This window comes from Streptomyces sp. NPDC050145, assembly GCF_044460245.1.
Lineage (GTDB): Bacteria > Actinomycetota > Actinomycetes > Streptomycetales > Streptomycetaceae > Streptomyces.
Window position 1 is genome coordinate 24,436 of sequence record NZ_JBITJS010000022.1, and the last position, 26,567, is coordinate 51,002.

A 26,567-nucleotide genomic window follows, 5' to 3' on the forward strand; every position below is an offset into this window, starting at 1 on the left:
CGAGGCCCTTTCTCCTCATCTTCCTCACGACGCATCTCGCCGTGAGACGGATTTGGCACCTTCCCTAGCCGGGAGCCTCGCGATGGACAGTTGCGGTGTCCTACGAGACCGGCTGGAGGGTTGCCGGGGCTTCAACGGGCCGTATCCCTCTGCCCCTCTGGATGAGCGGTATTCGATTGTTGAGCGCGGCTCGCGGCGACCCCGGCATGCGGTGGTCCCTGGCCTTGTTCAAGACTGTAACCGACGGCCTGGACGCTTGAGATAGTCGTCCGAACCGCGAGATGGATCACAAATCGTCCCGCACCACCACGCGGAGTGAGGAGCAGCCGACCGTGCTGGAAGAGGTAGAGCGCTGGCTGAACGAGCGCTCCTGGTCCGTGGCGGACCGGCCGCCGCACCAGCTGATCGCCGCGAAGCGCGCGTCGGGGCAGACCGTGAGTGTCGTGCTGCCGGCGCTCGACGAGGAGGCGACGGTCGGCCAGATCGTGTCCGTGATCCGACGCGAGCTGATGACGGAGGCGGTGCCGCTGGTCGACGAGCTGGTGGTCGTGGACTCCGGGTCCACGGACCGGACCTCCGAGGTCGCGGCGGCGGCCGGCGCGCGGGTCGTGCACCGGGACGCGATCCTGCCGCGACTCCCGGCCCGGCCCGGCAAGGGCGAGGTGCTGTGGCGCTCACTCCTCGTGACCTCCGGCGACATCGTCTGCTTCGTCGACGCGGACCTCAAGGAGTTCTCCGCGGACTTCGTGTCCGGGATCGTCGGACCGCTGCTCACCGACCCGGACGTGCAGTTCGTGAAGGCGATGTACGACCGGCCGCTCGGTGACGCCGCGGGACAGGGCGGGCGGGTGACCGAGCTGGTGGCGCGGCCGCTGCTGAACCTGCACTGGCCGCGGCTGGCCGGTTTCGTGCAGCCGCTCGGCGGCGAGTACGCGGCCCGCAGGTCCCTGCTCGAGCAGCTGCCGTTCCCGGTCGGGTACGGGGTCGAGCTGGGGCTGCTCGTGGACGCGCTGCACACGGTGGGCCTGGACGCGCTCGCCCAGGTCGACGTGGGGGTCAGGAAGCACCGGCACCAGGACGGGCAGGCGCTCGGCCGGATGGCGGCGGCGATCTACCGCACGGCGCAGCTGCGGCTCGCGCGCGGGCATCTGGTGCGGCCGGTGCTGACCCAGTTCGAGCGGGGCGAGAAGGGTTTCGAGCCGCGCACGCACGACGTGGACACGGAGGAGCGGCCGCCGATGGCGGAGATCGACGAGTACCGCGAGCGCCGGGTGGCGTGAGCGCGGGTGGCCTGAACGTCGGGTGGCGTGAGCGTCGTTACGTTTGAGGCTTTCCGGGGCGGGCTAGCGTGCCCGTATGGCTTCCACTCCTGGTGCTGCTGAGGTTCTTGTCGCGTCCAACCGGGGCCCGGTCTCGTACGCCGTCGGGGACGACGGCACGGTCACGGCCCGGCGGGGCGGGGGCGGGCTCGTGTCCGCGCTCAGCTCCGTCGACGACAAGCTGTGGGTGTGCGCGGCGCTCGGCGACGGGGACCGGGAGGCGGTGCGGCGCGGGATCACCGAGCCGGGTGTGCGGATGCTGGACATCGACCCGGAGGTGCACGCGGCGGCGTACAACGGGATCGCGAACTCGGTGCTGTGGTTCGTGCACCACATGCTGTACCAGACCCCGTTGGAGCCGTCGTTCGGACCGGAGTTCCGGCGGCAGTGGGCGGCGTACGAGGAGTACAACCGGGCGTTCGCACAGGCCCTCGCGGACGGGGCGGCGCCGGGGGCGACCGTCGTGGTCCAGGACTACCACCTGGCCCTGGTGCCCGGGATGCTCCGCGAACTCCGCGGCGACCTGCGCATCGGGCACTTCTCGCACACGCCGTGGGCGCCCGTCGACTGGTTCCGGATGCTGCCGGACGACATCGCGGAGCAGCTCCTGCGCGGGATGCTCGGCGCGGACCGGCTGGGCTTTCTGACCCGGCGCTGGGCGGACGCGTTCACGGAGTGCTGTACGCGGATCGTGGGCGGGCCCGGCGGTACGGAGATCGGGGTGCACGGGCTCGGGGCCGACGCGGAGTTCCTGCGGGAGCGGGCGCACCGGGCGGACGTCGAGGAGCGGCTCGCGGCGCTGCGGGAGCAGGTCGGCGCGGGGCGCAAGGTCGTGGTGCGGGTGGACCGCACGGAACTGTCCAAGAACATCGTGCGGGGGCTGCGGGCCTTCGAGCTGCTCCTTGAGACGCGGCCGGAGTGGCGGGAGCGGGTCGTGCATCTCGCGTTCGCGTATCCGTCGCGGCAGGACCTGGAGGTGTACCAGGAGTACACGGCGGAGGTCTCGTGGGTCGCGGCGTCGATCAACTCCCGTTTCGGTACGGAGGGCTGGACGCCGGTCGTGCTCCATGTGAAGGACGACTTCGCGCGCTCCCTGGCGGCGTACCGGCTGGCGGACGTCGCCCTCGTGAACCCGATCCGGGACGGGATGAACCTGGTCGCGAAGGAGGTGCCGATCGTCTCCGACGGGGGCGGGTGTGTGCTCGTGCTGTCGCGGGAGGCGGGGGCGTACGAGGAGCTCGGGGACGCCGCGATCGGGGTGAACCCGTTCGATGTGAGCGGGACCGCTGTCGCGTTGGGGGCGGCGCTGGACATGCCGGACGCGGAGCGGGTCGAGCGGGGCGAGCGGTTGGTGGCGGCGGGTTCTGCGTTGCCGCCCGCCCGGTGGTTCCTGGACCAATTGGATGCGCTGCGCTCCCGCTGAGCGCGGGGCGGGCTCTCGCCGTAGGGGGCTGGCGATCGTCGCCGGGGACCGGCCGGTGGGGCTTCTCGCGCAGTTCCCCGCGCCCCTGAAGGGCACACTTCGTGCGCCCCCAGGGGCCCGGGCTGCCCCCCCTAAAGGGCGCCCAGTTCCCTGGCCAGGGATTTCAGGAGGGCGGCCACTCCGGGTGGGCCGGGGACCGTCAGGTCGGCTCGGTCGGCCAGGTCGGGGACTTCTTCGCTGGCGCTGCAGACGAGGAGGCCCGGGGTGCCGTCGGCGCGGAGTTTTTCGACGGCGGCGTACGCGGGGAGGTCGCCGAGGTCGTCGCCGGCGTAGAGGACCGATTCGGCGCCCACCTCGCGCACGTACTCCGTGAGCGCGACCCCCTTGTCGACACCCGGCGGACGGAGTTCTAGGACGAGGCGGCCGGGTTCGACGACGAGGCCGTGGCGGGCGGCGAGGGCGGCGAGCGGGGCGCGGAGGGCGTCGAAGGCGGCCTGGGGGTCGGGGGCGCGGCGCGTGTGGACGGCGACGGCGCGGCCCTTCTCCTCGACGTACGTGTCGTGCCACAGGCCGGCCGATTCGAGTACCCCGGGCAGTTCGGAGCGCACCCCGGCGACTCCGGGATGCGGCGCGGGCGCGTGCACGGTGCCGGTGACGGCGTCCCAGCGCTCGGCGCCGTAGTGGCCGAGGACGACGAGGTGTTCGAGCCCGGGCACTCCGGCGAAGCCGCCGTGGCGGACGGCGACGCCGGCGGGGCGTCCGGTGATGACGGCGACGGAGGCGACGAGGGGCGCGAGGGCGGCGAGCGCGGGGACGGCGTCGGGGTGGGCGCGGGCCTGCTCGGGGTCGGGGACGATCGGGGCGAGGGTTCCGTCGAAGTCGAGGGCGATCACGCTCCGCTCGGGGCGGGCGAGAAGCGCGGCCAGGCCTGCACGGCCGGCGGCAGTCCGTGGGGCGTCCATAGGGGCGACCTTAGAGCCGTACGCCCGAGTACCGCACCCCGGCGATTTCCGGCCGCCGCATCCGGCTACCGCTCCGCGCGCCGCGACTCCCGTACCCGGCGCAGCCGGTTCACCGTCACCGGGGCGTACGCCAGCGCCCGCTCGTCGTCGATGAGGGCGTTGAGGAGCTGGTAGTAGCGCACGGGGGCGAGGTCGAGCTCCTCGCGGATGGCCCGCTCCTTGGCCCCCGGCGACGCCCAGCTCCGCCCCTCGAACGCGAGCAGCGCCTTCTCCCGCTCCCCGAGTACGAGTATGTCGTCCATGCCCGCCACGCTACTCGGCGGATTCGGCGGCCGCCGCCTCGTTCTGGATCCGGCCGAGGACGGACGCGGGGCTGCCGTTCGGGCCTACGGTGGCGCCGATCTGCTTCTTGATCTCGGCGCTGATCACGGGCCAGGACGTCTTGTTCGCCGGGTAGTACGTGGCCTCGGCGAGCTCGTCGATGAAGGGGCTGAGGGCCTTGTCCTGCGGGGCGTCGCGCATCGCGTCGGAGGCGGAGGCGGTGACGGGCGCGACGGTGTACTCGCGGGAGAAGTCGAGGACGTTCTTCTCGCTGTAGACGTAGTCGAGGAACGCGCCGACGGCCTTGGCGTGGCCGCCTTCCTTGAAGGCCATCATCCAGTCGGTGACGCCCATGCGGCTCTTGGGGGTGCCGTCGGGGCCGGGGACGGCGACGTCTCCGTAGTCGACGCCCTTGGCCTTGGCCATGTTCATCAGGGTGGGGTGCCCGGAGAGCATGCCGACCTCGCCGTTGGCGAAGGCCTTGAAGGCGGGGGTGCGGTTGAGTCGCGCGGGGGCGGTGGGGCCGGTGAGTCCGGCGCCGACGAGGTCGTTCTTGAGCCAGTCCAGGGCGCGGACGTTCTGCGGGGTGTCGAGGGAGTACGAGCCGACGTTGTCGGTGTAGCCGCCGCCGTTGGAGAGCATCCAGATGAGGGTCTCGGCCTGGGCCTCCTCGCCGCCGAGCGGCAGCGCGAAGGGGTAGGTGACGCCCTCGGCCTTGAGGGCGCGGGCGTCGGAGACCAGCTGGGACCAGGTCTTCGGGGGCTCGATGTCGGCCTGGGCGAAGAGGTCCTTGTTGTAGAAGAGGCGGCGCGTGGAGGCGGCGAACGGCATGCCGTACTGGGTGCCGCCGACCTCGCCGGCCCGGCTCATCTCGCCGAGGAAGTCGGCCTGGACGGGCACGGAGAGCAGCTGGGACACGGGGTAGAGCTGTCCGGCGGCCGCGTAGTCGGCGTAGGCGCCGACCTGGGCCATGTCGGGCGGGTCCCCGGCGTCGACCATCGCCTTGACCTTGGCGTCGACGTCTTCCCAGGAGTAGACCTCCACGTCGACGGTGACGTCGGGGTGGTCCTTCTCGTACGCGTCGGTCAGCGCGTCCCAGTACTTCTGCGAGGTGTTGTCCTCGGAGTCGCCGTAGTCGGCGGCGACGAGCCTCAGGGTCACGTCACCGGAACCTCCGGCTCCGCACCCCGTGAGCAGCGACGACGTGGCCACCACGGCCAGTGCGGCCGCCGTGGTCAGGGCTGTCCTCCCCTTGCGCACTGCCGGTCCCCCACCCTGGTCGGTCGGCCCCGGGTCTCTCCCACGGCCCTCGGACAGAAGGTCTACACCACAGGCGGGCCCGATCGGAAACGCGCGTTCGGGCGTCGGCCACACGGCCGTACGAGAGTAAGCCCGGAAGCGGAGTTCACGATTCCTCAAGTTGTGGTTCTTTCATGGTTGTTGCGGGGACCGTGCCCCCTTATCGTGATCGCGCTCGTGGACGATCTTGAACCGCCGCCGAGTGGTCGCCCTAGTGGACTAGACCTCTTATGGGTGGACGCGCGACACTGTCCCCCGTGAGACATGTCATCGCCCTGGACGTGGGCGGCACCGGAATGAAGGCCGCCCTGGTCGGGGCGGACGGCACGCTCCTGCACCAGGCGCGCCGGGCTACGGAGCGCGAGCGCGGCGCGGACGCGGTCGTCGAGACGATCCTCGGCTTCGCCGCCGAACTGCGCGCGTACGGCGAGGAGCACTTCGGCGAGAGCGCGGTCGCCGCCGGCGTCGCGGTGCCCGGCGTCGTCGACGAGCGGCACGGCATCGCACTGTTCGCCGCGAACCTCGGCTGGCGGGACGTGCCCATGCGGACCCTGCTGAGCGAGCGGCTCGGCGGCATCCCGGTCGCTCTCGGCCACGACGTGCGCACCGGCGGACTCGGCGAGGGCCGGCTCGGCGCGGGCCGCGACGCCGACCGCTTCCTGTTCATGCCGCTCGGCACCGGCATCGCGGGCGCCATCGGCATCGACGGCCGGATCGAGCCCGGCGCGCACGGCTCGGCGGGCGAGATCGGCCATGTCGTCGTGCGGCCGGGCGGAGTGCCCTGCGGCTGCGGCCAGCGCGGCTGCCTGGAGCGCTACGCCTCCGCGTCGGCCGTCACCCTGGCCTGGCGGGAGGCGAGCGGCGACCCGGAGGCCACCGCCGCGGACTGCGCCCGGGCCGTCGACGCCGGGAACCCGCTCGCCGCGAAGGTCTGGCAGGACGCCGTGGACGCCCTCGCCGACGGACTGATCCTCGCTCTCACTCTGCTGGACCCGCGCACCCTGATCATCGGTGGCGGTCTGGCCGAGGCCGGGGAAACCTTGTTCACACCCCTGCGGGCCGCGGTCGCCGAACGCGTCACCTTCCAGTCGCCCCCCACGATCGTCCCGGCCGTCCTCGGGGACACCGCCGGATGCCTGGGCGCGGGACTCCTCGCCTGGGACCTGCTCGCCACCACCGAGCACCCCGAGAGAGCCGAAGCCGACAGCACGGACAACACGGAGGTAACCGCCTGATGGCCACAGCAAAGGTGCTCGCCGGTGCCCGGGTGGTACTGCCCACCGGGACCGTCACCGACGGACGCGTCGTCGTCGACGGCACACGGACCGCCGGGGTCACCCCGGACGGCGCCGAGACCCTCGACCTGTCCGGCCACTGGGTGGTCCCCGGCTTCGTCGACATGCACAACCACGGCGGCGGCGGCGCCTCCTTCACCTCCGGCACCGTCGACGAGGTCCTCAAGGGCGTGCACACGCACCGCCTGCACGGCACCACGACCGTCGTCGCCTCCCTGGTGACCGGCGAGGTCGACTTCCTGACCCGGCGCGCCGGGATCCTCTCCGAGCTGGCCGAGCAGGGCGAGATCGCGGGCATCCACTTCGAGGGCCCGTTCATCTCCCCGTGCCGCAAGGGCGCCCACGACGAGACGCTGCTGCGCGACCCGGACCCGGCCGAGGTGCGCAAGCTGATCGACGCCGCGCGCGGCCAGGCCCGTATGGTCACGCTCGCCACCGAGCTGCCCGGCGGCATCGACTCCGTGCGCCTGCTCGCCGAGCACGGGGTGATCGCGGCGATCGGCCACACCGACGCCACGTACGAGCAGACGGTCGAGGCGATCGACGCGGGCGCCACCGTCGCCACCCACCTCTACAACGCGATGCCGGGCCTCGGACACCGCGCGCCCGGGCCGATCGCCGCGCTCCTGGAGGACGAGCGGATCACCGTCGAGCTCATCAACGACGGCACGCATCTGCACCCGGCCGCCCTGGAGCTGGCGTTCCATCACAAGGGCGGCGAGAAGGTCGCGTTCATCACCGACGCGATGGACGCGGCGGGCTTCGGCGACGGGCGCTACATGCTCGGCCCGCTGGAGGTCGAGGTGAAGGACAGCGTGGCGCGCCTGGTGGAGGGCAACTCGATCGCAGGCTCGACGCTGACCCTGGACCGCGCGTTCAAGCGGGCCGCGACCATCGACCGGATCCCGGTCGAGGACGTCGTCCGCGCGATCTCCGCCAATCCGGCGCAACTGCTCGGCGTGTACGACCGGGTGGGATCCCTGGAGCCCGGCAAGGACGCCGACCTCGTGGTCCTGGACGAGGCCTTCGATCTCAAGGGCGTGATGCGCAAGGGCGCATGGCTGGTCGAGCCCGAACTGGCCTGACATCGTTGTTGGTTGCACCGGCCCTCACCACGAGGGCTGGGCCAACGGCCGCCTCTTTGGCATGATCGGCCCCCGTTACCGAAAGTACGCACGGTGCCGGGCCGGCCCGTGCGCGTATCCGACGGGGGGTGAGGGCCGATGATCCTCACGGTCACGCTGAACACCGCACTCGACATCACGTACCGGGTCAAGGCGCTGCGCCCGCACGCCTCGCACCGCGTCACGGAGGTCACCGAACGGCCCGGCGGCAAGGGGCTCAACGTGGCCCGGGTGCTCGCCGCGCTCGGCCACGAGACCACCGTGACCGGCTTCGCCGGCGGCCCGACGGGCGCGCAGGTGCGGGACGGGCTGCGCGGCGCGGAACGGGTGCGGGACGCACTGGTGCCGGTCGCGGGGTCGACCCGCCGCACGATCGCCGTCGTCGACGCCACGACCGGCGACACGACGCAGCTCAACGAGCCGGGACCGCTGATCACCCCGGCCGAGTGGGCCGCCTTCCAGGAGTCCTACGAGCGGCTGCTGCGCTCCGCGTCCGCGGTCGCCCTGTGCGGAAGCCTCCCGCCGGGCGTCCCGGTCGGCGCCTACGCCACCCTCGTACGGGCCGCGCGCGCCGTGTCCGTGCCCGTGCTGCTCGACACCAGCGGGGAGCCGCTGCGCCGCGGCATCGCGGCCCGCCCCGACATCGTGAAGCCGAACGCGGACGAGCTGGCCGAGCTGACGGGCTCGCACGAGCCGCTCGGCGCGATGAAGGACGCCCGCAGGCGCGGCGCCCACAGCGTCGTCGCCTCACTGGGCGCGAAGGGCCTGGTCGCCCTCACCCCCGAGGGCGAGTGGCGCGCCCCGGCCCCCGACCGCCTGTCCGGCAACCCGACGGGCGCCGGCGACTCGGCCGTCGCGGGCCTGCTCAGCGCCTGGGTGGAGAAGCTGCCCTGGCCGGAACGGCTGGCCCGCGCCGTCGCCCTGTCGGCGGCGACGGTGGTGGCACCGGTGGCCGGCGAGTTCGACCGCGCGACCTACGAGGACCTGCTCGCGAAGGTCGCGGTGCGCGAGCGCGCCGAACAGGCCGGGTGACCTGCGGGAACGAAAGACCCTAGCCGCGGGTCAGCCAGAGCCGGTCGAAGTTGGCGTTGCACTGGTTGCCCTCGGCGCAGGAGATCGTGATCGCGTTCGTCCCCTTGGTGAGCTGGACGATGGCCCACGTGTTCGTCCAGCCCTTCGCCCAGTCGCCTTCCTTGGCGTGGGCGAAATTCGTCATGTTCAGCGGGCGCGTCTGCTTCGTCCCGTTCACATCGATCGTCGCGTCGGAGTCCTTGCCCGGGACGCCGTAGTCGACGTGCAGCTTGTACTGGCCGTCCTTCGGGATGCCGCTGACCGTCCAGGTCAGGGCGGCGCCGGGCTGGCTGAAGCCCGCGACGTACTGGCCGCCCGCGGCCTTCGCACCCGGCACCTCGGCGGAGATGGAGGTGCCGCCGGCCAGCGTCAGCTTCTTGGCGTCGGTCTTGGGCAGGGGGCCCGGCTTGGCCGGCTGCTTCGACGGCTCCTGGCTCGGCTCGACCGACTGCGCCGGACCGTTCGACGGCCGGCCGCCCGCGTCACCGCCCTTGTCGTCGGTGTCCTTGCCGAGCATGGCCACGCCGATGCCGATGACGACGGCGGCCACGACGGCGACCGCGCCGATCAGCAGCGCCTTCGTGTTCGGACCACCGGAGCCGCGGCCGCCGGAGCCGCGCCCGTGCGAGGCCGCCTGGGGCGGGCCGGGCTGCGACGGGGCACCGGGCATCGTCTCGGGCGCCTGGTAGTGCGCGTTCGGCTGGCCGTACGCGGCGGTCTGCTGGCCGTACGCGGCGGTCTGCTGCTGCTGCGGGACCTGCTGCCCGTACTGGCGCTCGCCGACCGGGCGGACCTGGTTGTACGAGGTGCGGGGGGTGCGGGAGTTCGGGTAGCCGTAGCCACCGCCCCCGCCGTCCGGCGGGGTCGCCCCGGCCGCCTGACCGTCGGCGTACAGATAGCCGAACGGGTCGTCGCCCTCGGGCGTGGTGCTCGCGCCGTTGTTGCCGGGCGCCATCCCTGATCACTCCCTACACGTGTGCTTACCGGGGGAGCGTACCCGGTATGGGTCACCCCAAGGAGTGGCCTTGGCCTCACCGGGACCGGTGGAGGCGGGGCACCCCAGGTCAGCCCGCCCGCCTGTGCTGTTTGGCACGTGATCTTTTCTCCACGTACATCCGCTGGTCCGCGGACTGGAGCACTTCCTCGGCCGTCATCCCGCAGTGGGCCCAGCCGATGCCGAAGCTGGCGCCGACGCGCACGGCACGGCCGTCCACCCGGATCGGGGGAATGATCGCGTTGCGCAGGCGGACCGCGAGGTCCTCGGCGTCGGCGCGGCACAGCCCGTCGGCGAGCACCACGAACTCGTCGCCGCCGAGCCGGGCGACCGTGTCGCCGTCGCGGACACCGCTGGTCAGCCGCCGGGCGACCTCGATGAGAACGGCGTCGCCCGCGTTGTGCCCGAAGCGGTCGTTGATCGACTTGAAGCCGTCGAGGTCGCAGAAGAGGACGGCGAGACCCTTGGTGCCGTCGTCGACGCCCTCGCCGTCGGGGGCCACGACGTGCACGTGGTGGTCGAAGCCGTCGTAGCCCTCGTACAGGCCGGAGGTGTGCGGGACGATCGCGCCGAAGTCGAAGCCGTGCCCGTTCGAGTCGACGGCCGTGTGGGCGCTCTGGTCCCCGTACGCCGCGTCGAGCGAGTCGACGGCGCTGGGCCGGCCGTCCTGCGGGCGGATGCACAGCCGCGCGGAGAGGCGGGCGCGCAGCTCCGCCGAGTTGGGCAGGCCGGTCAGCGAGTCGTGCGAGGCGCGGTGGGCGAGGTGCAGCTCGCGGCGCTTGCGCTCCTCGATGTCCTCGACGTGGGTGAGCAGGAAGCGCGGCCCGTCGGCGGCGTCGGCCACCACCGAGTTGCGCAGCGAGACCCACAGGTAGGTGCCGTCGCGGCGGGCGAGGCGCAGCTCGGCGCGGCCGCCCTCGGCGGAGGTGCGCAGCAGGGTGCCGATGTCCTCGGGGTGCACGAGGTCGGAGAAGGAGTAGCGGCGCATCGCGGAGGCGGGGCGGCCGAGGAGGCGGCACAGCGCGTCGTTCGTGCGCAGGATCCGGCCGTGCTGGTCGCCGCCCATCTCGGCGATGGCCATCCCGGAGGGCGCGTACTCGAAGGCCTGGCGGAAGCTTTCCTCGCTGGCGCGCAGGGCCTGCTGCTCGCGCTCCAGGCGGACCAGGGCGCGCTGCATGTTGGCCCGCAGCCGGGCGTTGCTGATCGCGATGGCGGCCTGGAAGGCGTACATCTGGAGGGCCTCGCGGCCCCAGGCGCCGGGCCGCCGGCCGTTGCGCGGGCGGTCCACGGAGATGACGCCGAGCAGCTCGCCGCCGGCGGCGCCCGTCGCGAACATGGGGGCGAAGAGACGGTCCGCGGGGTGCCACTCGTCCTCGAAGCGGGGCGGCGGGCCGTCGGTGAACCACTGCGGGACGTCGTCCTCGTCGAGGATCCAGCCCTCGGTGTGCGAGATGAAGCGGAGCTCGCCCCAGGCCTCGCCCATCGCGAGCCTGCGGTCCCAGGAGGTGCGGGAGCCGACGCGGCCGGTGATCAGGGCCTCGGCGGTGGGGTTGCCGGAGAAGGCGGCGACGACCAGGTCCCCGTCACCGCGGACGAGGTTCACACAGGCCAGCTCGTAGCCGAGTCCGGTGACGACACCGTCGGCGACGGTCTGCAGGGTGTCGGCCAGGCTGCGAGCGGTGTTCATGTCCGCCATCACCTGGTGCAGCTGACGCAGGGTCGCAAGACGGACGTAGGGCTCCGACTCGGTCTCCATGCTCAGCTCTCCCCGAGACCTCGACAGCACTCCAGAATTCTCATCGGCTCTGTTCGCACGTGCAGCAGCACGTTCATTTCGCAGTGTCGACCGCCACTGAATCACAGCGAGCAGCTCACCCGGTACACAGGGTCAACAAAAAGGGCGCCCTGTGACTCAAGTCACAGGTGATCGACGTGGGTTGGACGATTGAACGGAGGATCTGGTTCCGCCGGAGGCCCTCCGGTTCCGCTGCGGCAGCCCTCCGGTTCCGCCGGGAGACCTAGGTCCTGGCTCGGACCCGGGTCCGATGCGGGGTGCCGTGCCGGGCGATTAGCGTCGTACGGGTGTTGAAGACTCCCCCTGCCGCACCCGTACCGCCCGCCCCCCGCGTCCCGGCCGTCCCCGCCGGGCATCCTGAAGGCGTGAGCCACGACGAGTTCCGCGCCGCCCTGTCCCGCCTGGCCGCGGGTGTCGTCCTGCTGACCGCGACCGAGCCCGATCTCGACCCCGACGATCCGGGGGCCCCGACCGGCGAGTACGCGGGCATGACCGCGACGGCCTTCATGTCCGTCTCGCTCGACCCGCCGCTCGTCCTCGTCTCGCTGCGCAACGACTCGCGGATGGACGACCTCCTCGACGAGCAGCCCCTGTGGGGGGTGTCCGTCCTCGCGGAGTCGCAGAGCCACATCGCGGGCCGGTTCGCCATGAAGGGGCGCCTCAGCGACCGGCTCCTCTTCGAGGACATCCCGTATGTGAAGGGGGAGCGGACGGGGGCGCCGCTCGTGGGCGGGGCGCTGGCGACGCTCGAGTGCCGTACGGAGCGGCGGGTGGTCGCGGGGGATCACACGCTGGTCATCGGCCGCGTCCTGAGCGCGGCGCTCCCCAGCGTCGAGGGCGGCCCGCTCATGTATTTCCGGGGCCGCTACCGCCATCTGGGGTGACCGGGTCCCGCCTTCTCGTGTGCGGGGTGCCCTTGTCGGGCGGCTGCGGGCTTCGTCGTGGCTGGTCGCGCAGTTCCCCGCGCCCCTGAGATGCACACCCTTCGGGTGGCATCTCCCCGATGAGGCGCAGCCTCATCAGGGGCGCGGGGAACTGCGCGAGAAGCCCCACCGGCCCGCGGCCCGCGACGAACCCGAACCCGGCACACGCCGACGGGTCACCAGTCCCGAGCGGAGCGGCCTCTCTTGGTCTCGGCACGAGCCTTCTTCTCCCGCAGGCGGCGCTCGTTGATGCCGCGCGGAATCTTCGTGGGCCGGCGCGGCTTCGGCGGGGGCGCGGTGGCCTCGGAGAGCAGCGCGGCCAGCCGAACCGCGGCCGTCTCCCTGTTCCGCCACTGGGAGCGGTGCTCGGAGGACCGGACGGAGACGACCCCGTCCACCAGCCGGGAGGCGAGCCGCTCGAGGGCCCGCTCCTTCCAGACCGGCGGCAGCGCCTTCGTGGCGGCCAGGTCGAACTTCAGCTCCACCTGCGAGTCGCTGGTGTTCACATGCTGTCCGCCCGGCCCGGACGACCTGGAGAAACGCCAGACGAGCTCGGCCTCCGGAAGGACGACCGAGCCGCGGATGGGATAAGGACCGGACATGCGTCCATGGTCGCGTGCGCGTACGGGTGCCGTCACCCGGTTTTCCCCGGTAAAGAAAGTAAAGAGACCTGGAACCCTCGGGTACCCCGGTTGCGTTCATAGGGGTACGAGTAGCTTCGGCTACGTACGCACGCGCACACGCGCAACTTAACGAGGGAAGGACTCCCACAATGGCAGTAAGCCTGTCCAAGGGTGGCAACGTCTCGCTCACCAAGGAGGCTCCGGGCCTGACCGCCGTCACCGTGGGCCTCGGCTGGGACGTCCGCACCACCACCGGCACCGACTTCGACCTCGACGCCTCGGCGATCGCCGTGAACCCGCAGGGCAAGGTCTACTCGGACGGCCACTTCGTCTTCTTCAACAACAAGCAGACGCCGGACCAGTCCATCGTCCACACGGGTGACAACCGCACGGGCGAGGGCGCCGGCGACGACGAGGCCATCGCGGTGAACCTGGCGGCGCTGCCCGCCGACGTCGACAAGATCGTGTTCCCGGTCTCGATCTACGACGCCGAGAACCGCTCGCAGAACTTCGGCCAGGTGCGCAACGCGTACATCCGCATCCTGAACCAGGCCGGTGGCGCCGAGATCGCGCGCTACGACCTCTCGGAGGACGCGGCCACCGAGACCGCCATGGTCTTCGGCGAGCTGTACCGCAACGGGGCGGAGTGGAAGTTCCGCGCCGTCGGCCAGGGCTACGCCTCGGGCCTCGTCGGCATCGCCCAGGACTTCGGCGTCAACGTCTGACCGGTCCGACCCGACGTACCTCGCTCCGCCGGGCGCGGAGCATCACCGGGCCCCCGGCACACGCGTACTCGTACATGCGTGCCGGGGGCCCGGCGCGTGTCCGGCCCCGGAGCCCGGAAGACGGTCACAGTCCCGTGCGGTCGCGGCGCAGCGGCTTCGAGGCGAGTCCCGCCAGCGCCGTGCAGGCGAGGAGCGCGGCGCACCCGGTGAGGGCGAGGCCGGCGCCCGCGAGTTCGGCGAAGGCGCCGAGCACGGCGTTCATGAGGAGCAGCGCCAGGCTCTGGACGAGGACGAGGACGGCCTGCACGCGGGAGAGATGGCTCTCCGGCGCCGTCGCGAGGACCAGCGGCGCGATGTGCGCCGCGAAGATCCCGCTGCCCGCGCCGACGGCGAACCCCGCACCGACGGCGGCCGGCGCCCCCGGCGCGAGCGCGAGGCCCAGCACACCGGCGGCGGCCGGCAGCAGCGCCGCCGCCGACAGCAGCCCGGGCGGCCCGAGCGGCCCCCGCTTCACGACGACCAGGGTGCTCGCCACCATGCCGACGCCCTGCGCCCCGATCACGAGCCCGGCGGCGGCCGCGCCCCAGCCCCGTTCGCGTACGAGAAGCGGGACGAGCAGCGCCATGACCGGCAGCAGGAAGCCCGCGGCGGCGCCGGTGAGGCACAGCCCGGGCCGCAGCACGGGGTGCGCGAACGCGACCCGTACGCCCTCCCCCGCCTGCCGGAGGATGCCGCCCGGCGCGGCCGTCCCGGGCGTCGCCGGGCTCCGTGGCCGTACGACGGTGAGGACGAGCAGCGCGCACGCGAAGGTGACCGCGTTCACGAGCGCCGCGCCCACGAGGCCGGCGAGCCCGACGAGGACGCCGCCGAGCGGGCCGCCGCCCATGGCGATCAGCTGCCCGCCCGCCTGTCGCAGTGACAGGGCGCGCGGCAGTTGCGCGTCGTCGGCGACGAGCCGGCGCGGCATGGATCCGGAGGCCGGCAGGTAGAAGGCGTCGACGACCCCGAGGGCGACGCCGGTCGCGACGAGCAGCCAGGGCGGCGTCCCGAGCCGGTACGCGACAGCGGCCAGGACCAGCGTGCCGACGAGCATCGCCGCGTCGCCCGCGATCAGCACCCGGCGCGCGCTGACCCGGTCGCCGACCGCGCCGCCGACCAGGAGGAGCAGGACGCGGGGCAGGGTGATCGCGCTCAGCGCCAGGCCGGCGACGGTGCCGCCGTGCGCGGCGGCGGCCCAGCCGAGGGCGAAGGAGAAGACGGCGTTGCCGAGGAGCGAGACGAGGATGCCGCCGAGCCAGAGGAGGTAGGCGCGGGGCAGGCCGGCCGGGGACCGCGGACGTACACCCCGGTCGGTGGTCTCAGTCCTCAAGGCGGACGGGCATGAGCAGCGAGAAGGTGCCCTCGTCGTCGGGGCGGCGGATCGTGACCGGCGCGGTGGGGGCGGCGAGTTCGAGGACCAGCCGGTCCCGGCCCCCGGCGGCCAGCGCGTCCAGGAGGTACGCCCGGTTGACCGCGACGCACTCCGCGTCGCTCTCCCCCTCGGGGCACAGGTTCACGGCGCCGTCGTCCGCCACCCGGAGCACGCTGAGCTCGTGCTCCCCGGTCTCGTCGAACCGTACGGGGCCGTCCTCCAGGGACTTGCGGAAGGCGGCGACGTCGACGAGCGCACGGCGTCCGCCGCCCGGCGGGAGTAGCCGCCGGTAGTCGGGGAAGTCGTGCTCGACGGCCCGCCCGGCCGTCTGCCGGTCCCCCGCCTCCAGCGACACCCGCCCGTCCTCGACGGCGAGCCGCACCGGGGCGTCGCCGACGGACAGGGCGCGCATCGCGTCCGCGAGCGCGGCGGGCACGACGACCTGCGTCCGGCCCCCTTCGTGCCCGGTGACGGCCACCCGCGCGACGGCCATCCGGTACCGGTCGGTGGCGACGGCGCGCAGCCCGTCGCCCTCGATGTCGAACAGCACGCCTCCCAGCACGGGCAGTTCGCGATCGGCGCTCACGGCGAACCGGACGGCGTCGAGGGCGTCCGCCAACCCCCGCGCGGCCAGGGTCACTTGCGTGCCTGCGCTGCCGATGGCCGTCGTCGTGGTCGTGTCCATGGAGTTCTCCCTCGATGCGAGCAGTGATCGGAGTGCGGAGAACTCCTCGCGCGCCCGGGACAGCCCCTGTTCGAGCCGGCGCAGATGCGCGTCGAGCAGGTGCCGTACGAGATCGGAGTCGGCGCCCGACCAGCCGGCCGTGACCAGCCGGATGTCGGCCAGCGGCATCCCGGCCCGGCGCAGCCTGGCGAGCAGCCGGGCCTCGTCGAGCTGCCCGTCCGTGTACCAGCGGTACCCGCTCACCGGGTCCACCCAGGCCGGGACGAGCACGCCCGCGCGGTCGTAGAACCGCAGGGCGCTCACCCCGAGCCCGCTCTCCCGGGCCACCTCACCAATGCTGCGCATGTCGCTCTCCACACCGGGGACTCTGGGCCCTGCACAAGGTCGAGGGTCAACCCGGGCCCGGCTCCTGTCTCACCGCCCTTCCTAACCCGTCAGCGCCAGCCGCACCGCGAGGCCCGCGATGAGGGCGGTCGACGCGCACGCGGTCACCAGCCGGCCGCGGGGGCCGGTGAGGCCGCGGCCGAGGAGGGCGCCGCCGCCCGCGAGCAGGAGTTGCCAGCTGGCGGAGGCGGTGAACGCGGCGATCGCGAACAGGGCGCGCTGCCCGCTCCCGGTGACGGTGTCCGTGTCGCCCAGGACGAGGGCGGTGAAGTAGACGACGGTCATGGGGTTGAGGAGCGTGATGCCGAGGAGGCCGAGGTAGGCGCGGGCGGGCGCGATGCCGGTGGGCCCGTCCCGGCCGGGGTCGCCGCGCCGCCGGAGCGCCGTCACCGCCGTGTGCGCGGCGAGGACGAGGAGGACGAGGACGGAGCCCCAGCGCAGCGGGGTGCGGATGCCTTCGACAAGCGGGGTGAGGGCCGCGCCCCCGCCGACCGCCGCGACGGCGTAGATCCCGTCGGCGGTGGCGACCCCGAGGGCCGCGCAGGCGCCCGTCCGCAGATCGGTGCGGGCGGTGAGCGACACGAGGTAGGCCGACACGGCGCCGACCGGTACGGCGATCCCGTACCCGGCGAGCAGCCCCGCGACCAGCGCCCCGCTCACGCGACGGGCGGAATCGGCCTCCGACCCGGGCGCGCCTGCTGCTGTCGCCGCGAGGTGGTCGCGGCGGGCAGGGGGCGCGGGGTGTACGTGGAAGTGGTCACGCGGGCATGGTGGGGCCCGGCGCGGGGCCGGCGCAACGGGTTTACGGCCGGGGGTCCGACGGGCCCGCGAAACCGTGCCACCCGCCCGCTCGAACGCCCCCTCCCCGCCCCTCCGCGGGGTCGTGGCGGGGCTCCGGGGTCCGGGTTCGGGGGCGGTTGTGGGCGTGCCGTCGCGCGCCGCCCACCGACTCCTCCACGCCTTCCGCGAAAAGGCGCTGACCTGGTCTTTCGCTCTGCCCGACCGTAGTCTCGGCGGACGGTGACCGACGGCGGGGAGGGCCATGTGAACGCGGTGGAACAGGCAGGCGGGGCAGGTCGGTCGGGCCGGGACGTGCGGACGGTCGACGACGTTCTGGCGCTCCTGGACGGGCTGTTCGCGGGGGCGGACGGCGGGCGACCGACCACCGGGGACGGCGCGGGGTTCTGGGAGCACTTCTACGCCGACCGGTCGAAGCCGGTGCCGTTCTTCGTGCCGAAGCCGGACGAGAACCTGGCCGGTCATCTCGATCGGGGTCTGATCGCGCCGGGCCGCGCGCTGGATCTCGGCTGCGGTCCGGGGCGCAACGCGCTCTTCCTCGCGTCCCGGGGCTTCGAGGTGGACGCGGTCGATCTGTCTCCGGTGGCGCTGGACTGGGCGCGGGAGCGGGACCGGGAGGCCGGGGCCGGGGTGCGGTTCGTGTGCGGGGACGCGTTCGGGGACGCCGGCGCGGAGCTCGTCGGGCCGTACGACCTGATCGTGGACTCGGGGTGCCTGCACCATCTGCCGCCGCACCGCCGCATCAGCTATCTCGCCCTGCTCGACCGGGTGCTGGCTCCGGGCGGGCACCTCGCGCTGACCTGTTTCGCGTCCGGCGCGATGGGCTCGGAGCTGTCCGACGCGGACCTGTACCGCGCCCGCGACCTCCAGGGCGGGCTCGCCTTCACTCCGGACGCGCTGCGCGGGATCTTCGCGGACCTGACCGAGGTCGAGCTGCGCCGGATGCGGGACGAGCCGCCCGAGTCTGCGCTGTTCGGCGAGGCGTTCCTGTGGACGGCCCTGTTCCGCCGACCGGCTCCGGCGCCCGCGTCTACCCTCGACCCGTGCTGATCGAATCGCTCGACCCCGGCCCCGAACACGCCCTGCCCGGTGAGCTGCTCACCGAGATCGCGGAACTGTACGCGTCCAACCGGGAGTTCTTCGCGCTCAGCGGGGACTTCCCGGATCCGGACGCGATCACGACGGAGCAGGTCGCGGCGGCCCTCGCCGACGATCTGTCCCGGCCCGGCGCCGAGGCGTTCCTCGCCCGGTCCGGCGGCCGGGTCGTGGCGCTGGCCCTGACGATGGCCCACCACCCCGACCCGGCCGACCCCGACCCCTGGCTGGGCCTGCTCCTGGTCGACGCGCGCGAGCACCGCTCGGGGCACGGCCGCGCCGCGGCCCGGGCGGTCGAGGACCACTTCCGTACGGCCGGCCGTGCGGCCCTGCGCCTGGCCGTCCTGGAGAACAACCCGAAGGCGCAGGCGTTCTGGACGTCCCTCGGCTACGAGGAGATCGACCGGCGCAAGGACCGCGACCTGGGCCGCGACTGCCGGGTCATGCGCAGACCGCTCTGAGCGCGAGCCCGGATCGACGCGTGCTCAGACCAGCGAGCCGGTCACCGGGTTGTGGGTGTGGGACTCGATGTCACGCGCGGCGTGTTCGGACAGCTTCCCGGTGAGATCCGACAGGGCCCGGGCCGCCGCGAGCTCGTCGCCGATCACGGGGTCGTTCTGGTCCGCCGGATTGCAGCGGGCGACGCCGTGTCCCACCATCCGCTCCCCACCCTTGCCGATCAGGACGGCGTCGGCGGTGACCTTGCTGCCCTCTTCGGTGATGTCGATCTGGGCGTTCCACGTGGTCTTGGTCGTCATGACAGACCTCCTGTGGTCGATCGAAGCGCACACGACGGCTCACTTTCCACGGTCCCACCACCGGGGGCCGTCCGCATCTCAGTCCCCGCATCTCAGCCCCCGCGCCTGCGCTCCGGGCGCACGAGCGTGAGCCGGCGCCGCTCGCGGTCGATCGCGCCGACGACGACCGTCATCGCGTCCCCGGCCCGTACGACGGGCTCGTCCTCGCGCACCAGCCCCTCCACCCCGTCGGCGACCTCGACGAACACCCCGAACGGGACCACCTTCGTCACCCGGCCCCGCAGGCGTTCGCCCACCGCGACGCGGTCGGCGAAGGCCTGGAACGGGTCGGGCAGCATCGCCCGCAGCGACATCCTGGCTTCCAGGTTCCACGTGTCGAACCCGAGGAACTCACCCGTGACCCGCTCCCCGACCCGTACGACGTCGGAGAGCTCCTCGAATCTCCGCCAGGACAGTTCGGGCATGGTGACGAACCCGACGCCGGGGTAGAGGGGGTGCGCGGGGCCCCGGTCCAGCGCCACGAACACGCCGAACCGTTCGACCGCCGCGACGGTCCCGCCGAGCGACTCCCCCTGCCGCAGCCCCTCCAGGAACGCCCACAGCTCGGGGTGCTCGGCCTCCCCGTTCCTCAAAGAGTCCCTCGAAGAGTTCCTCGACGAGTTCCTCGAAGAGCCCGCTCCAGCAGGGGCAGCAGTCGGTCCCAGTGCTGCTTCAGGCCCGCCTCGCTGAAGGCATCCGTGTCGCGCATCGTGAAGCCGTGTTCCGTGTCCGGGTAGATCTCGGACGTGTGGTCCAGGCCCGCCGCGGCGAGGGCCGCGTTGAGGTCCTTCAGGGCCTCGGGGGTGAGGTCGCTCGCGGCGTGGCCGAAGTGGATCGGGGCGGTGATCGTGGCCAGCGGGGCGGTGCCGTCGGCGGCGACCGGGGCGTGGAACGCGGCCAGGGCGGCCACCCGCTCCGGGAACGCCACCGCGGCGCGGACCGCGAGCAGCCCGCCGAAGCAGTAGCCGGCGATCCCGACCGGGCCCGCGCTCACCTCGGGGCGCGCGCCGAGGAAGTGGAGATACGCCTCGGCGTCGGCCCGTACGCGCTCCGCGTCGAGCTCCGCGATGAGGGGCATCACCTGGCCCATGACCTGCGGCCGCTCCGCCGCCCCGATGTGCTCGGGGAGTTCGATCACCGGGGTGGGGCCGTGCCGGTAGAACACGTTCGGCACGAGCACGTAGTAGCCGTGGCTCGCCAACTCCGCGGCCATTTCGCGTAGTACGGGCCGGATGCCCAGTCCGTCCGGGTACATCAGGATCCCGGGGTGCGGGCCGCCCGCGGCGGGGAACGCGGCGAACGCGTCCGCCGTGCCGTCGGCGGTGGGGATGTTCAGTGTCCTGGTCTCGACGTTTTCAGTGGTTTCGGCGTTTTGGGCGGGCATGTGCTGTGTCGCTCCTCGCATCGTCATCGGTCCAACTGCCGTACGCGTGATGAACGCTGCGAAGGAGGCGCCCGTGCGGCGCTCAGGGGAGCGCCGGGTCACCGATCCGTGTGTGGCCGAAGGCCGTCCCGGTCGTCATGCCGCCCGAGCGTAGTGGATCAACAGGCCGCTTCCCCAGCGGTTTTCCGCCCCAACTTCCGTGCCGCACAAGACTGTTCCTGCGCGCGCGTGCCGCCGATTACCGGACATTGAGCCAGTCCAATCGGACATGAACTGGCAAAATCTTGATGGCGTTCTGTCAAACACGAGTCGACTGGTGTCACTCTCTCACCGCTACCCCCCACGCACCCTTCCCCACCGGGTACTTGAAGGAGTTCGAGTGACTCACCGCTCCACCGCTCCCCGCGTCGCCGCCCTCGTCGCCTCTGCCGCGATGGTCGTCATCGGCGTGCAGGCCGGCACCACGGCCAACGCCGCCGACCGTACGGCGGGCGCCACCGCGCTCACCCTCAGCACGTCCCAGCGGGCCACCGCCCTGAAGGACGCGCAGGCCGACGCGAGCTCCACCGCTCGTGACCTGAAGCTGCCGGCCGGCGAGAAGCTCGTCGCCCGTGACGTCGTCAAGGACGCGAACGGCACCACGCACACCCGTTACGAGCGCACCTACGACGGTCTGCCCGTCCTGGGTGGCGACCTCGTCGTCCACACGGCGAAGAACGGTGACCTGAAGGGCTCCACCAAGGCCCGCAAGGGCTCGATAGCCGTGGCGTCGACGGACGCCGGCCTCAGCACCAAGTCGGCCAAGAAGGCCGCCGTCGCCGCCGGCAGCTCCATCAAGGGCGCGGCCGCGGACTCCACCCGCAAGGTCGTCTGGGCCGGCAACCCCGCCAAGGCCCCCGTCCTCGCGTACGAGAGCGTCGTCACCGGCAAGCAGAAGGATGGCACGCCGAGCGAGCTGCACGTCGTCACCGACGCCGCCACCGGCAAGAAGCTCTTCTCGTACCAGGCCATCGAGACCGGCACGGGCGTCAGCGAGTACAGCGGCACCGTCACTCTCGGCACCACGGCCGCCTCCGGCGGCTACGACCTGCTCGACGGCGCGCGCGGCGGCCACAAGACGTACGACCTCAACGGTGGTTCGTCCGGCACCGGCACCCTCTTCCACGACGCGGACGACAACTGGGGCGACGGCACTCCCGCCAACCGCCAGACCGCCGCTGTCGACGCCGCCTACGGCGCGGCCGAGACCTGGGACTTCTACAAGTCGGCCTTCGGCCGCAACGGCATCGCCGGTGACGGCAAGGCCGCGTACTCCCGCGTCCACTACGGCAACGCGTACGTCAACGCGTTCTGGGACGACAGCTGCTTCTGCATGACGTACGGCGACGGTACGAACAACACGCACCCGCTGACCTCGCTGGACGTGGCCGGCCACGAGATGAGCCACGGCCTCACCGCCGCCACGGCGAAGCTCAACTACAGCCGCGAGTCGGGCGGTCTGAACGAGGCCACCTCGGACATCCTCGGCACCGGCGTGGAGTTCTACTCCAACACCGCCGCCGACCCGGGTGACTACCTCATCGGCGAGAAGATCGACATCCGCGGCAACGGCACCCCGCTGCGCTACATGGACAAGCCCAGCAAGGACGGCTCCAGCGCCGACTACTGGAACAAGCGGGTCGGCAGCCTCGACGTGCACTACTCGTCCGGCGTCGCCAACCACTTCTTCTACCTGCTGAGCGAGGGCAGCGGCGCGAAGACCGTCAACGGCGTGTCCTACAACTCGCCCACGTACGACAACTCCACGCTCGCCGGCATCGGCCGGGACAAGGCCCTGCAGATCTGGTACAAGGCCCTGTCGACGTACATGACGTCCACGACCAACTACGCGGGCGCCCGCACGGCCACCCTCCAGGCGGCCTCCGACCTGTACGGGGCGAGCAGCCCCGAGCGGGCCGCGGTCGCCGCGACCTGGGCCGCTGTGAACGTCAACTAAGTGCGCAGCACCGCGAGTTGATCTGCGGTCAGGGGTTCTGCGGCTTTCCGGAGCCGTAGAGCCAGTCCTCCCAGACCCCGGCAAGGGCCTTCTCCTTGCCGGGGTTGCGCCGTTCCACGTACCGCGTGAAATCGGCCGTGTCCGCGTTGCCGTACCGGTGGTCGGCGGGCCAGGACCTGAGGAGGGCGAAGAAGGCGCGGTCGCCGATCACGCCGCGGACCTGGTGCAGGACCATCGCGCCCCGGTCGTAGACGGGCGGGTCCGATATGTGCGCGGCGTCCGGCGGGTGCGCGGGCGGGAAGGCCCAGATGGGGTCCGAGGCCGGGGTGGACCAGCGGTCGTCGAAGGTCTCCTGGACGGTGTCGCCGCCGTCGTGCTCCTCCCACAGCCACTCCCCGTACGTGGCGAAGCCCTCGTTGAGCCACATGTCGCGCCAGGTCTTCGGGGTGACGCTGTCGCCGTACCACTGGTGGGCGAGCTCGTGGACGAGGGTGCCGACGCTGGGGGTGCCGGGGAAGACGGGCCGGTTCTGGGTCTCCAGGGCGTAGCCCGAGTCCCCGTCCCGGTCGATGATCGCGCCGGTGGAGCCGAAGGGGTAGCGGCCGAACGTCCTCGTCTCCCAGTCCACTATCTCCGGGAGCCGCGCGAGGACCTTCCCGCTCGCGTCCGCCTCCGTCGGGTCGACGGCCGTGTACACGGGTATCCCGTCCGGGGTGCGGCTCTCCCGCGTGGTGAAGCGGCCGACGGCGAGCGTGGTGACATAGCCGGCCATGGGCTGGGCCACATGCCAGGACCAGGTGGTGCGGCGGCCGTCCGCCGTGTCCTTGCGGCCGCGCAGTTCCCCGTTCGATATCGCCTGCACGCTCTTCGGGACGGTGACCGTGATGTCGTACGTCGCCTTGTCGGACGGGTGGTGGTTGCCGGGGTACCAGGCCATGGACCCGGTGGGTTCGCCGAGCCCGAGGGCGCCGTCGGCGGTGCGCAGCCAGCCCTCCTGCGAGCCGTCCGGGTCGGTGATGGTGACGGGCTCGCCGTCGTAGCGGACGGTGGTGCGGAAGGTGCGGCCCTCGCGCAGCTCGTCTCGCGGCCGGATCGTCAGCTCGGTGCCGGTGCGGCTGGCCACGGCCCGCTCGCCGTCGACGGTGGCGCCGCGCACGGTCATGCCGTCGAGGTCGAGGTCGAAGGCGCTCAGGTTCTTGGCGGCCCGCGCGGTGATGACGGCGGTGCCGGTCAGCCGGTGCGTGGCCGGGTCGTAGTCGAGGTCGAGGGCGTAGTGCCGGACGTCGTAGCCGCCGTTGCCGGCCTTCGGGAAGTAGGGGTCGCGCAGTCCGGAACCGCCGGGCGTGCCGTGCACGCCGCCGCAGCCGACCGTCGCGGCCAGCGCCAGGAGGATCACGGGGAGGCGGGGGGTGCGCACCCCGTGATCCTATGGCGCGGGCGAGGGAACCGCCCGGTCAGAGGACCGCGATGCCCAGGGGGCGGGCACCGGCGGCCAGTCGGTGGGTGTCGCCGCTGTCGAGGTCGACGACGGTGATGCCGTTCCAGTAGCCGTCGCGGGTGAAGCCCCCGGTGACGTACGCGGTCTTCCCGTCCTTCGACACCGCGACGTCCTCGTGCGGGCCCTTCAGCGGGATCACCTTCTCCTTGCCGTCCTTGCTCCGGACGGTCAGCGACGGGCCCTCGTCCTGCGCCGGGTCGATCGGCCCGGTGCCGACGGCGAGGAGCGTGCCGTCGGGGGTGATCGTGACGCCGTGCTGGTGCGTGTCGGCCGTCATCCTCTCGATGACCGACTTGCCGGTCTTCGGGTCGAGCACGACGAGGCGCTCGCCCTCGAACGGGAACAGCAGCTTGCCGTCGGCCCGCACGGCCGCGTAGTGCGGCTTCAGCCAGGAGCCGAGCCCGCCCTCGGTGCCGTAGGGGGCGACCTCGATGCGGCGGGTGTCGTGGGTGCGGGCGTCGACGACGGTGACGTCGAACGAGTCGTGGTCCGTCGCGTACACCTCGCGGCCGTCGCGGGACACGTCCACGTCGAACGGGCGCCGGCCGACGCCGGTGGTCGCGGTGACCTCGCGGGACTTCGTGTCGATGGTCTCCACGGTGCCGTTGCCGCCGGGCACGTTGACGCCGACGTAGACGTGCTCGCCGTCGGGCGCGATCGCGATGCCCATGCCGCCGCCGCGGTACTCACCACTGGTGACGGGCCCGAGGTCATCGGTTTCGTACGCGATCAGGTCCAGGCGCTCGCGCTTGTCGGTGTCGACGACGGCGACGCCCTCGGCGGTGGCGACCCAGGCACGGCCGTCCTCACCGACGACGAGCCCGTACGGGTACGCGCCGACCTTCACGGAGTCCACCGGTCCCTTCTCGGGGTCGACGAACGTGACGGTGTCGGCGCCGAAGTCGGCGACCAGGAGCGTCCCGTCGGGCGTCCTGCCGGTCGGTTCGGGGCCGGGGCTGCGCACGGGGGACGAGGAGGCGGGCGCCGGGGCCTCGGCCGCCGACGACGCGCCGTCCGCTCCGTCGGCGGCGGTCGAGCAGCCGGCGAGCAGGGCGGCGGAGGCCAGGGCGAGGGCCGCGGTACGGGACAGCCGGGCGCGGCGGGTCAGGGTGCGGTTGGTCAGGGTGGGGCGGGTCGGGGTGCGGCGGGTCATCGCACGGCCCTCAGCAGACCCGCGATCTCGGTGAAGCCGCGGCGTTCGGCGTGCTCAAGGGCGGTGACCCCGTCGGCGTCGGCCAGCCCGGGCGCGGCACCGGCGGTGACGAGAAGCTCGACGATCTCCTGGTGGGCGCGGCCGCCGTCGCCGAGGATCACGGCTTCGAGCAGCGCCGTCCAGCCGAGCCGGTTGACGTGGTCGACGTCGATGTCGGTCTCGCGCAGCAGCGCGCGGACGTAGTCGACGTGGCCGCGTTCGGCGGCGGGGATCAGGGAGATGCCGCCGAAGCGGTTGGTGAGCTTCAGGTCGGGGCGGGCCGGGAGCAGGGCGCGCATCATGGCGACGCTGCCGGTGACGCCGGTGACCAGCCACGGACTGTCCTCGCGGTCGTCCTTCGCGTCCGGATCGGCGCCCGCGGCGACGAGCGCCAGCGCGGCCTCGACCCGGTCGTTCAGCGCGGCGAGCAGCAGCGGCGTGCGCCGGTGGGCGTCGCGGGCCTCGGTCTGGGCGCCGTCGGCGAGGGCGGCCCGTACGGCGTCGGCGTCACCGAGGGCGGCGGCGTCGAGCAGGGCACGGCTGTGGGGATTCATGGCGGCTCTCCGGGTGGCGGTCGATCGGGTCCTGGACATCCCGGCCGCGGTCACCGTGGCGAGGTGGATCCGGGACGCGTGCAGCCGGGTGACGGCGACCTTGACGGCCAGGGGCAGGGACACAGCGACGATCCTTTCTCGGTGGTGCGGGGCGCGTGACGCGGGGGGACCCGTCCGGGCAGCTGAACGGTCCGTCTGCGAACCGCCCGGCCCGGGACAGGCGGGGCCGGGCGGTCGGCGGACGGCTCCGGCGGCGCCAGGACTGGGGTGTACCTGGCGCCGCCGGAGGTTCAGGGGGTGGGTCAGCCGTTCAGGGCGGCGACACCGGCCTGGGCGAACTTCTCGTCCAGGTCGCCGGACGGGGCGCCGGCCACACCGATGCCCGCGATCGGGGCGTTCTTGGCGGTGACGGGGGCGCCGCCGGCCAGGAACAGGGTGCCCGGGATGTCCTTCAGGGTCGGGGCGTTCGTGAGGCGCTTGGCCAGCTCGGAGGTCGGGGCGTTCCAGGAGACCGAGGTGAACGCCTTCTTCTCGGCGGCCTCGTAGGACTGCGGGCCGGCACCGTCGCCGCGCAGGGTCAGGATGGTGTTGCCGTCACGGTCCACGACGGCCACGGAGACGCGCTGGCCCTCCTTCTCGGCGGCGTCGAGCGCGGCCTGGGCGGCCTTCGACGCGGCGTCGATGGTGAGGTGCGTGGTCGTGGTGGTGGTGTTGCCCTTGACGTTCGCGGCGGCGACGGCCGGGGCGGCGGCCTGGGCGGAGTCGGCGGCGCTCGCCGAGTAGGCGCCGAAGCCGCCGAGGGCGATCGCGGCAGCGAGGGAGGTGCCGGTGATGACACGGGCGCGCTTCGAGACCTTCTTGACGTGCTTCATGAGGATCAATCTCCAAGGGATGTGAAG

The 26,567-nt window shown here is 72.8% G+C and carries 26 protein-coding genes and 1 riboswitch; of the genes, 10 read left to right on the top strand and 16 right to left on the bottom strand.

Annotated elements, in window-relative coordinates; translation table 11 throughout:
* Nucleotides 1-12: 12 nt before the first annotated feature.
* A riboswitch (SAM riboswitch) is annotated at nucleotides 13-168 on the bottom strand.
* Between the two features lie 164 nt (nucleotides 169-332).
* Both ACIBTU_RS33785 and ACIBTU_RS33790 read left to right on the top strand, forming a co-directional pair.
* The gene (locus ACIBTU_RS33785) at nucleotides 333-1,280 is read left to right on the top strand and encodes a glucosyl-3-phosphoglycerate synthase (RefSeq protein ID WP_399130497.1); all 948 of its coding nucleotides are present in this window, start codon (nucleotides 333-335) and stop codon (nucleotides 1,278-1,280) included.
* Nucleotides 1,281-1,356: 76 nt separating this feature from the next.
* Entirely contained in the window at nucleotides 1,357-2,742 is a 1,386-nt protein-coding gene (locus tag ACIBTU_RS33790) for a trehalose-6-phosphate synthase (RefSeq protein ID WP_399130498.1), read from the top strand.
* Between the two features lie 131 nt (nucleotides 2,743-2,873).
* Here ACIBTU_RS33790 and otsB read toward each other — a convergent pair whose 3' ends face one another.
* The 3 genes from otsB to ACIBTU_RS33805 all read right to left on the bottom strand — a co-directional run bounded on the left by otsB (nucleotide 2,874) and on the right by ACIBTU_RS33805 (nucleotide 5,246).
* On the bottom strand, nucleotides 2,874-3,704 hold the full coding sequence (otsB, locus tag ACIBTU_RS33795) for a trehalose-phosphatase (RefSeq protein ID WP_399130499.1): 831 nt from the start codon (nucleotides 3,702-3,704) through the stop codon (nucleotides 2,874-2,876).
* Between the two features lie 65 nt (nucleotides 3,705-3,769).
* On the bottom strand, nucleotides 3,770-4,006 hold the full coding sequence (locus tag ACIBTU_RS33800; protein ID WP_399130500.1) for a DUF3263 domain-containing protein: 237 nt from the start codon (nucleotides 4,004-4,006) through the stop codon (nucleotides 3,770-3,772).
* Nucleotides 4,007-4,016: 10 nt separating this feature from the next.
* Complete coding sequence (locus tag ACIBTU_RS33805; RefSeq protein ID WP_399130618.1) at nucleotides 4,017-5,246, bottom strand: ABC transporter substrate-binding protein; 1,230 nt, start codon at nucleotides 5,244-5,246, stop codon at nucleotides 4,017-4,019.
* A 335-nt stretch (nucleotides 5,247-5,581) separates the two neighbouring features.
* Between ACIBTU_RS33805 and ACIBTU_RS33810 the strand changes: the two genes are divergently transcribed.
* The 3 genes from ACIBTU_RS33810 to ACIBTU_RS33820 all read left to right on the top strand — a co-directional run bounded on the left by ACIBTU_RS33810 (nucleotide 5,582) and on the right by ACIBTU_RS33820 (nucleotide 8,775).
* On the top strand, nucleotides 5,582-6,559 hold the full coding sequence (locus tag ACIBTU_RS33810) for an ROK family protein (protein WP_399130501.1): 978 nt from the start codon (nucleotides 5,582-5,584) through the stop codon (nucleotides 6,557-6,559).
* Nucleotides 6,559-7,704, top strand: coding sequence for an N-acetylglucosamine-6-phosphate deacetylase (gene nagA, locus ACIBTU_RS33815; RefSeq protein ID WP_399130502.1), 1,146 nt, complete (start codon nucleotides 6,559-6,561; stop codon nucleotides 7,702-7,704). The genes ACIBTU_RS33810 and nagA overlap by 1 nt, the downstream gene beginning before the upstream one ends.
* Nucleotides 7,705-7,842: 138 nt before the next feature.
* Entirely contained in the window at nucleotides 7,843-8,775 is a 933-nt protein-coding gene (locus ACIBTU_RS33820; RefSeq protein ID WP_399130503.1) for a 1-phosphofructokinase family hexose kinase, read from the top strand.
* Nucleotides 8,776-8,794: 19 nt separating this feature from the next.
* Here the strand turns inward: ACIBTU_RS33820 and ACIBTU_RS33825 are convergent, their stop codons facing one another.
* Nucleotides 8,795-9,769, bottom strand: a complete 975-nt coding sequence (locus ACIBTU_RS33825) for a carbohydrate-binding protein (RefSeq protein WP_399130504.1) — start codon at nucleotides 9,767-9,769, stop codon at nucleotides 8,795-8,797.
* A 109-nt stretch (nucleotides 9,770-9,878) separates the two neighbouring features.
* Nucleotides 9,879-11,564: a diguanylate cyclase CdgB gene (cdgB, locus tag ACIBTU_RS33830; protein WP_399130505.1), complete on the bottom strand. Its 1,686-nt coding sequence runs from the start codon at nucleotides 11,562-11,564 to the stop codon at nucleotides 9,879-9,881.
* A gap of 329 nt (nucleotides 11,565-11,893) precedes the next feature.
* On the opposite strand from cdgB, the gene ACIBTU_RS33835 reads away from it, so the two are divergent.
* Nucleotides 11,894-12,487, top strand: a complete 594-nt coding sequence (locus ACIBTU_RS33835) for a flavin reductase family protein (protein ID WP_399130619.1) — start codon at nucleotides 11,894-11,896, stop codon at nucleotides 12,485-12,487.
* A gap of 215 nt (nucleotides 12,488-12,702) precedes the next feature.
* On the opposite strand, the gene arfB is transcribed toward ACIBTU_RS33835, so the two are convergent.
* Nucleotides 12,703-13,128, bottom strand: a complete 426-nt coding sequence (gene arfB / locus ACIBTU_RS33840) for an alternative ribosome rescue aminoacyl-tRNA hydrolase ArfB (protein WP_399130506.1) — start codon at nucleotides 13,126-13,128, stop codon at nucleotides 12,703-12,705.
* A 170-nt stretch (nucleotides 13,129-13,298) separates the two neighbouring features.
* On the opposite strand from arfB, the gene ACIBTU_RS33845 reads away from it, so the two are divergent.
* Nucleotides 13,299-13,874 carry a TerD family protein gene (locus tag ACIBTU_RS33845; protein WP_399130507.1) on the top strand — a complete coding sequence of 192 codons (576 nt, stop codon included), beginning with the start codon at nucleotides 13,299-13,301 and terminating at the stop codon, nucleotides 13,872-13,874.
* Between the two features lie 124 nt (nucleotides 13,875-13,998).
* On the opposite strand, the gene ACIBTU_RS33850 is transcribed toward ACIBTU_RS33845, so the two are convergent.
* From ACIBTU_RS33850 to ACIBTU_RS33860, 3 genes are all read right to left on the bottom strand, one after another.
* Nucleotides 13,999-15,243 (bottom strand): MFS transporter, encoded by a 1,245-nt coding sequence (locus ACIBTU_RS33850; RefSeq protein ID WP_399130508.1) that lies wholly within the window; start codon nucleotides 15,241-15,243, stop codon nucleotides 13,999-14,001.
* Nucleotides 15,233-16,315 (bottom strand): MerR family transcriptional regulator, encoded by a 1,083-nt coding sequence (locus ACIBTU_RS33855; protein WP_399130509.1) that lies wholly within the window; start codon nucleotides 16,313-16,315, stop codon nucleotides 15,233-15,235. The genes ACIBTU_RS33850 and ACIBTU_RS33855 overlap by 11 nt, the downstream gene beginning before the upstream one ends.
* Nucleotides 16,316-16,396: 81 nt before the next feature.
* Nucleotides 16,397-17,014, bottom strand: a complete 618-nt coding sequence (locus tag ACIBTU_RS33860) for a LysE/ArgO family amino acid transporter (protein WP_399130510.1) — start codon at nucleotides 17,012-17,014, stop codon at nucleotides 16,397-16,399.
* A 393-nt stretch (nucleotides 17,015-17,407) separates the two neighbouring features.
* Here ACIBTU_RS33860 and ACIBTU_RS33865 point away from each other — a divergent pair, with 393 nt between their 5' ends.
* Nucleotides 17,408-18,202, top strand: coding sequence for a class I SAM-dependent methyltransferase (locus ACIBTU_RS33865; RefSeq protein WP_399130620.1), 795 nt, complete (start codon nucleotides 17,408-17,410; stop codon nucleotides 18,200-18,202).
* The gene (locus ACIBTU_RS33870; RefSeq protein WP_399130511.1) at nucleotides 18,196-18,708 is read left to right on the top strand and encodes a GNAT family N-acetyltransferase; all 513 of its coding nucleotides are present in this window, start codon (nucleotides 18,196-18,198) and stop codon (nucleotides 18,706-18,708) included. Before ACIBTU_RS33865 ends, ACIBTU_RS33870 begins: the two co-directional genes overlap by 7 nt.
* A 24-nt stretch (nucleotides 18,709-18,732) precedes the next feature.
* Here the strand turns inward: ACIBTU_RS33870 and ACIBTU_RS33875 are convergent, their stop codons facing one another.
* The 3 genes from ACIBTU_RS33875 to ACIBTU_RS33885 all read right to left on the bottom strand — a co-directional run bounded on the left by ACIBTU_RS33875 (nucleotide 18,733) and on the right by ACIBTU_RS33885 (nucleotide 20,428).
* Nucleotides 18,733-19,005, bottom strand: a complete 273-nt coding sequence (locus ACIBTU_RS33875) for a DUF1876 domain-containing protein (RefSeq protein ID WP_399130512.1) — start codon at nucleotides 19,003-19,005, stop codon at nucleotides 18,733-18,735.
* Nucleotides 19,006-19,097: 92 nt separating this feature from the next.
* Nucleotides 19,098-19,637, bottom strand: a complete 540-nt coding sequence (locus ACIBTU_RS33880) for a S1 RNA-binding domain-containing protein (RefSeq protein WP_399130513.1) — start codon at nucleotides 19,635-19,637, stop codon at nucleotides 19,098-19,100.
* Nucleotides 19,634-20,428, bottom strand: a complete 795-nt coding sequence (locus ACIBTU_RS33885) for a dienelactone hydrolase family protein (RefSeq protein WP_399130514.1) — start codon at nucleotides 20,426-20,428, stop codon at nucleotides 19,634-19,636. Before ACIBTU_RS33885 ends, ACIBTU_RS33880 begins: the two co-directional genes overlap by 4 nt.
* 433 nt (nucleotides 20,429-20,861) lie before the next feature.
* Here ACIBTU_RS33885 and ACIBTU_RS33890 point away from each other — a divergent pair, with 433 nt between their 5' ends.
* On the top strand, nucleotides 20,862-22,424 hold the full coding sequence (locus ACIBTU_RS33890) for a M4 family metallopeptidase (RefSeq protein WP_399130621.1): 1,563 nt from the start codon (nucleotides 20,862-20,864) through the stop codon (nucleotides 22,422-22,424).
* Between the two features lie 28 nt (nucleotides 22,425-22,452).
* Here ACIBTU_RS33890 and ACIBTU_RS33895 read toward each other — a convergent pair whose 3' ends face one another.
* The 4 genes from ACIBTU_RS33895 to ACIBTU_RS33910 all read right to left on the bottom strand — a co-directional run bounded on the left by ACIBTU_RS33895 (nucleotide 22,453) and on the right by ACIBTU_RS33910 (nucleotide 26,540).
* A complete protein-coding gene (locus ACIBTU_RS33895) occupies nucleotides 22,453-23,841 on the bottom strand; it encodes a M1 family metallopeptidase (protein WP_399130515.1) in 1,389 nt (462 codons plus the stop codon).
* Between the two features lie 37 nt (nucleotides 23,842-23,878).
* On the bottom strand, nucleotides 23,879-25,075 hold the full coding sequence (locus ACIBTU_RS33900; RefSeq protein ID WP_399130516.1) for a YncE family protein: 1,197 nt from the start codon (nucleotides 25,073-25,075) through the stop codon (nucleotides 23,879-23,881).
* Nucleotides 25,072-25,668 carry an ankyrin repeat domain-containing protein gene (locus ACIBTU_RS33905; protein ID WP_399130622.1) on the bottom strand — a complete coding sequence of 199 codons (597 nt, stop codon included), beginning with the start codon at nucleotides 25,666-25,668 and terminating at the stop codon, nucleotides 25,072-25,074. The genes ACIBTU_RS33900 and ACIBTU_RS33905 overlap by 4 nt, the downstream gene beginning before the upstream one ends.
* Before the next feature lie 302 nt (nucleotides 25,669-25,970).
* Nucleotides 25,971-26,540 (bottom strand): heme-binding protein, encoded by a 570-nt coding sequence (locus ACIBTU_RS33910; RefSeq protein ID WP_399130517.1) that lies wholly within the window; start codon nucleotides 26,538-26,540, stop codon nucleotides 25,971-25,973.
* Nucleotides 26,541-26,567: the final 27 nt, after the last annotated feature.

What these genes read in the sequence shown, in the direction of transcription:
- ACIBTU_RS33790 (WP_399130498.1), top strand. Translation starts at nt 1,357, where the DNA reads ATGGCTTCCACTCCTGGTGCTGCTGAGGTTCTTGTCGCGTCCAACCGG.
- otsB (WP_399130499.1), bottom strand. Translation starts at nt 3,704, where the DNA reads ATGGACGCCCCACGGACTGCCGCCGGCCGTGCAGGCCTGGCCGCGCTT.
- ACIBTU_RS33800 (WP_399130500.1), bottom strand. Translation starts at nt 4,006, where the DNA reads ATGGACGACATACTCGTACTCGGGGAGCGGGAGAAGGCGCTGCTCGCG.
- nagA (WP_399130502.1), top strand. Translation starts at nt 6,559, where the DNA reads ATGGCCACAGCAAAGGTGCTCGCCGGTGCCCGGGTGGTACTGCCCACC.
- ACIBTU_RS33820 (WP_399130503.1), top strand. Translation starts at nt 7,843, where the DNA reads ATGATCCTCACGGTCACGCTGAACACCGCACTCGACATCACGTACCGG.
- ACIBTU_RS33825 (WP_399130504.1), bottom strand. Translation starts at nt 9,769, where the DNA reads ATGGCGCCCGGCAACAACGGCGCGAGCACCACGCCCGAGGGCGACGAC.
- cdgB (WP_399130505.1), bottom strand. Translation starts at nt 11,564, where the DNA reads ATGGAGACCGAGTCGGAGCCCTACGTCCGTCTTGCGACCCTGCGTCAG.
- arfB (WP_399130506.1), bottom strand. Translation starts at nt 13,128, where the DNA reads ATGTCCGGTCCTTATCCCATCCGCGGCTCGGTCGTCCTTCCGGAGGCC.
- ACIBTU_RS33845 (WP_399130507.1), top strand. Translation starts at nt 13,299, where the DNA reads ATGGCAGTAAGCCTGTCCAAGGGTGGCAACGTCTCGCTCACCAAGGAG.
- ACIBTU_RS33855 (WP_399130509.1), bottom strand. Translation starts at nt 16,315, where the DNA reads ATGCGCAGCATTGGTGAGGTGGCCCGGGAGAGCGGGCTCGGGGTGAGC.
- ACIBTU_RS33875 (WP_399130512.1), bottom strand. Translation starts at nt 19,005, where the DNA reads ATGACGACCAAGACCACGTGGAACGCCCAGATCGACATCACCGAAGAG.
- ACIBTU_RS33885 (WP_399130514.1), bottom strand. Translation starts at nt 20,428, where the DNA reads ATGCCCGCCCAAAACGCCGAAACCACTGAAAACGTCGAGACCAGGACA.
- ACIBTU_RS33890 (WP_399130621.1), top strand. Translation starts at nt 20,862, where the DNA reads ATGGTCGTCATCGGCGTGCAGGCCGGCACCACGGCCAACGCCGCCGAC.
- ACIBTU_RS33900 (WP_399130516.1), bottom strand. Translation starts at nt 25,075, where the DNA reads ATGACCCGCCGCACCCCGACCCGCCCCACCCTGACCAACCGCACCCTG.
- ACIBTU_RS33905 (WP_399130622.1), bottom strand. Translation starts at nt 25,668, where the DNA reads ATGAATCCCCACAGCCGTGCCCTGCTCGACGCCGCCGCCCTCGGTGAC.
- ACIBTU_RS33910 (WP_399130517.1), bottom strand. Translation starts at nt 26,540, where the DNA reads ATGAAGCACGTCAAGAAGGTCTCGAAGCGCGCCCGTGTCATCACCGGC.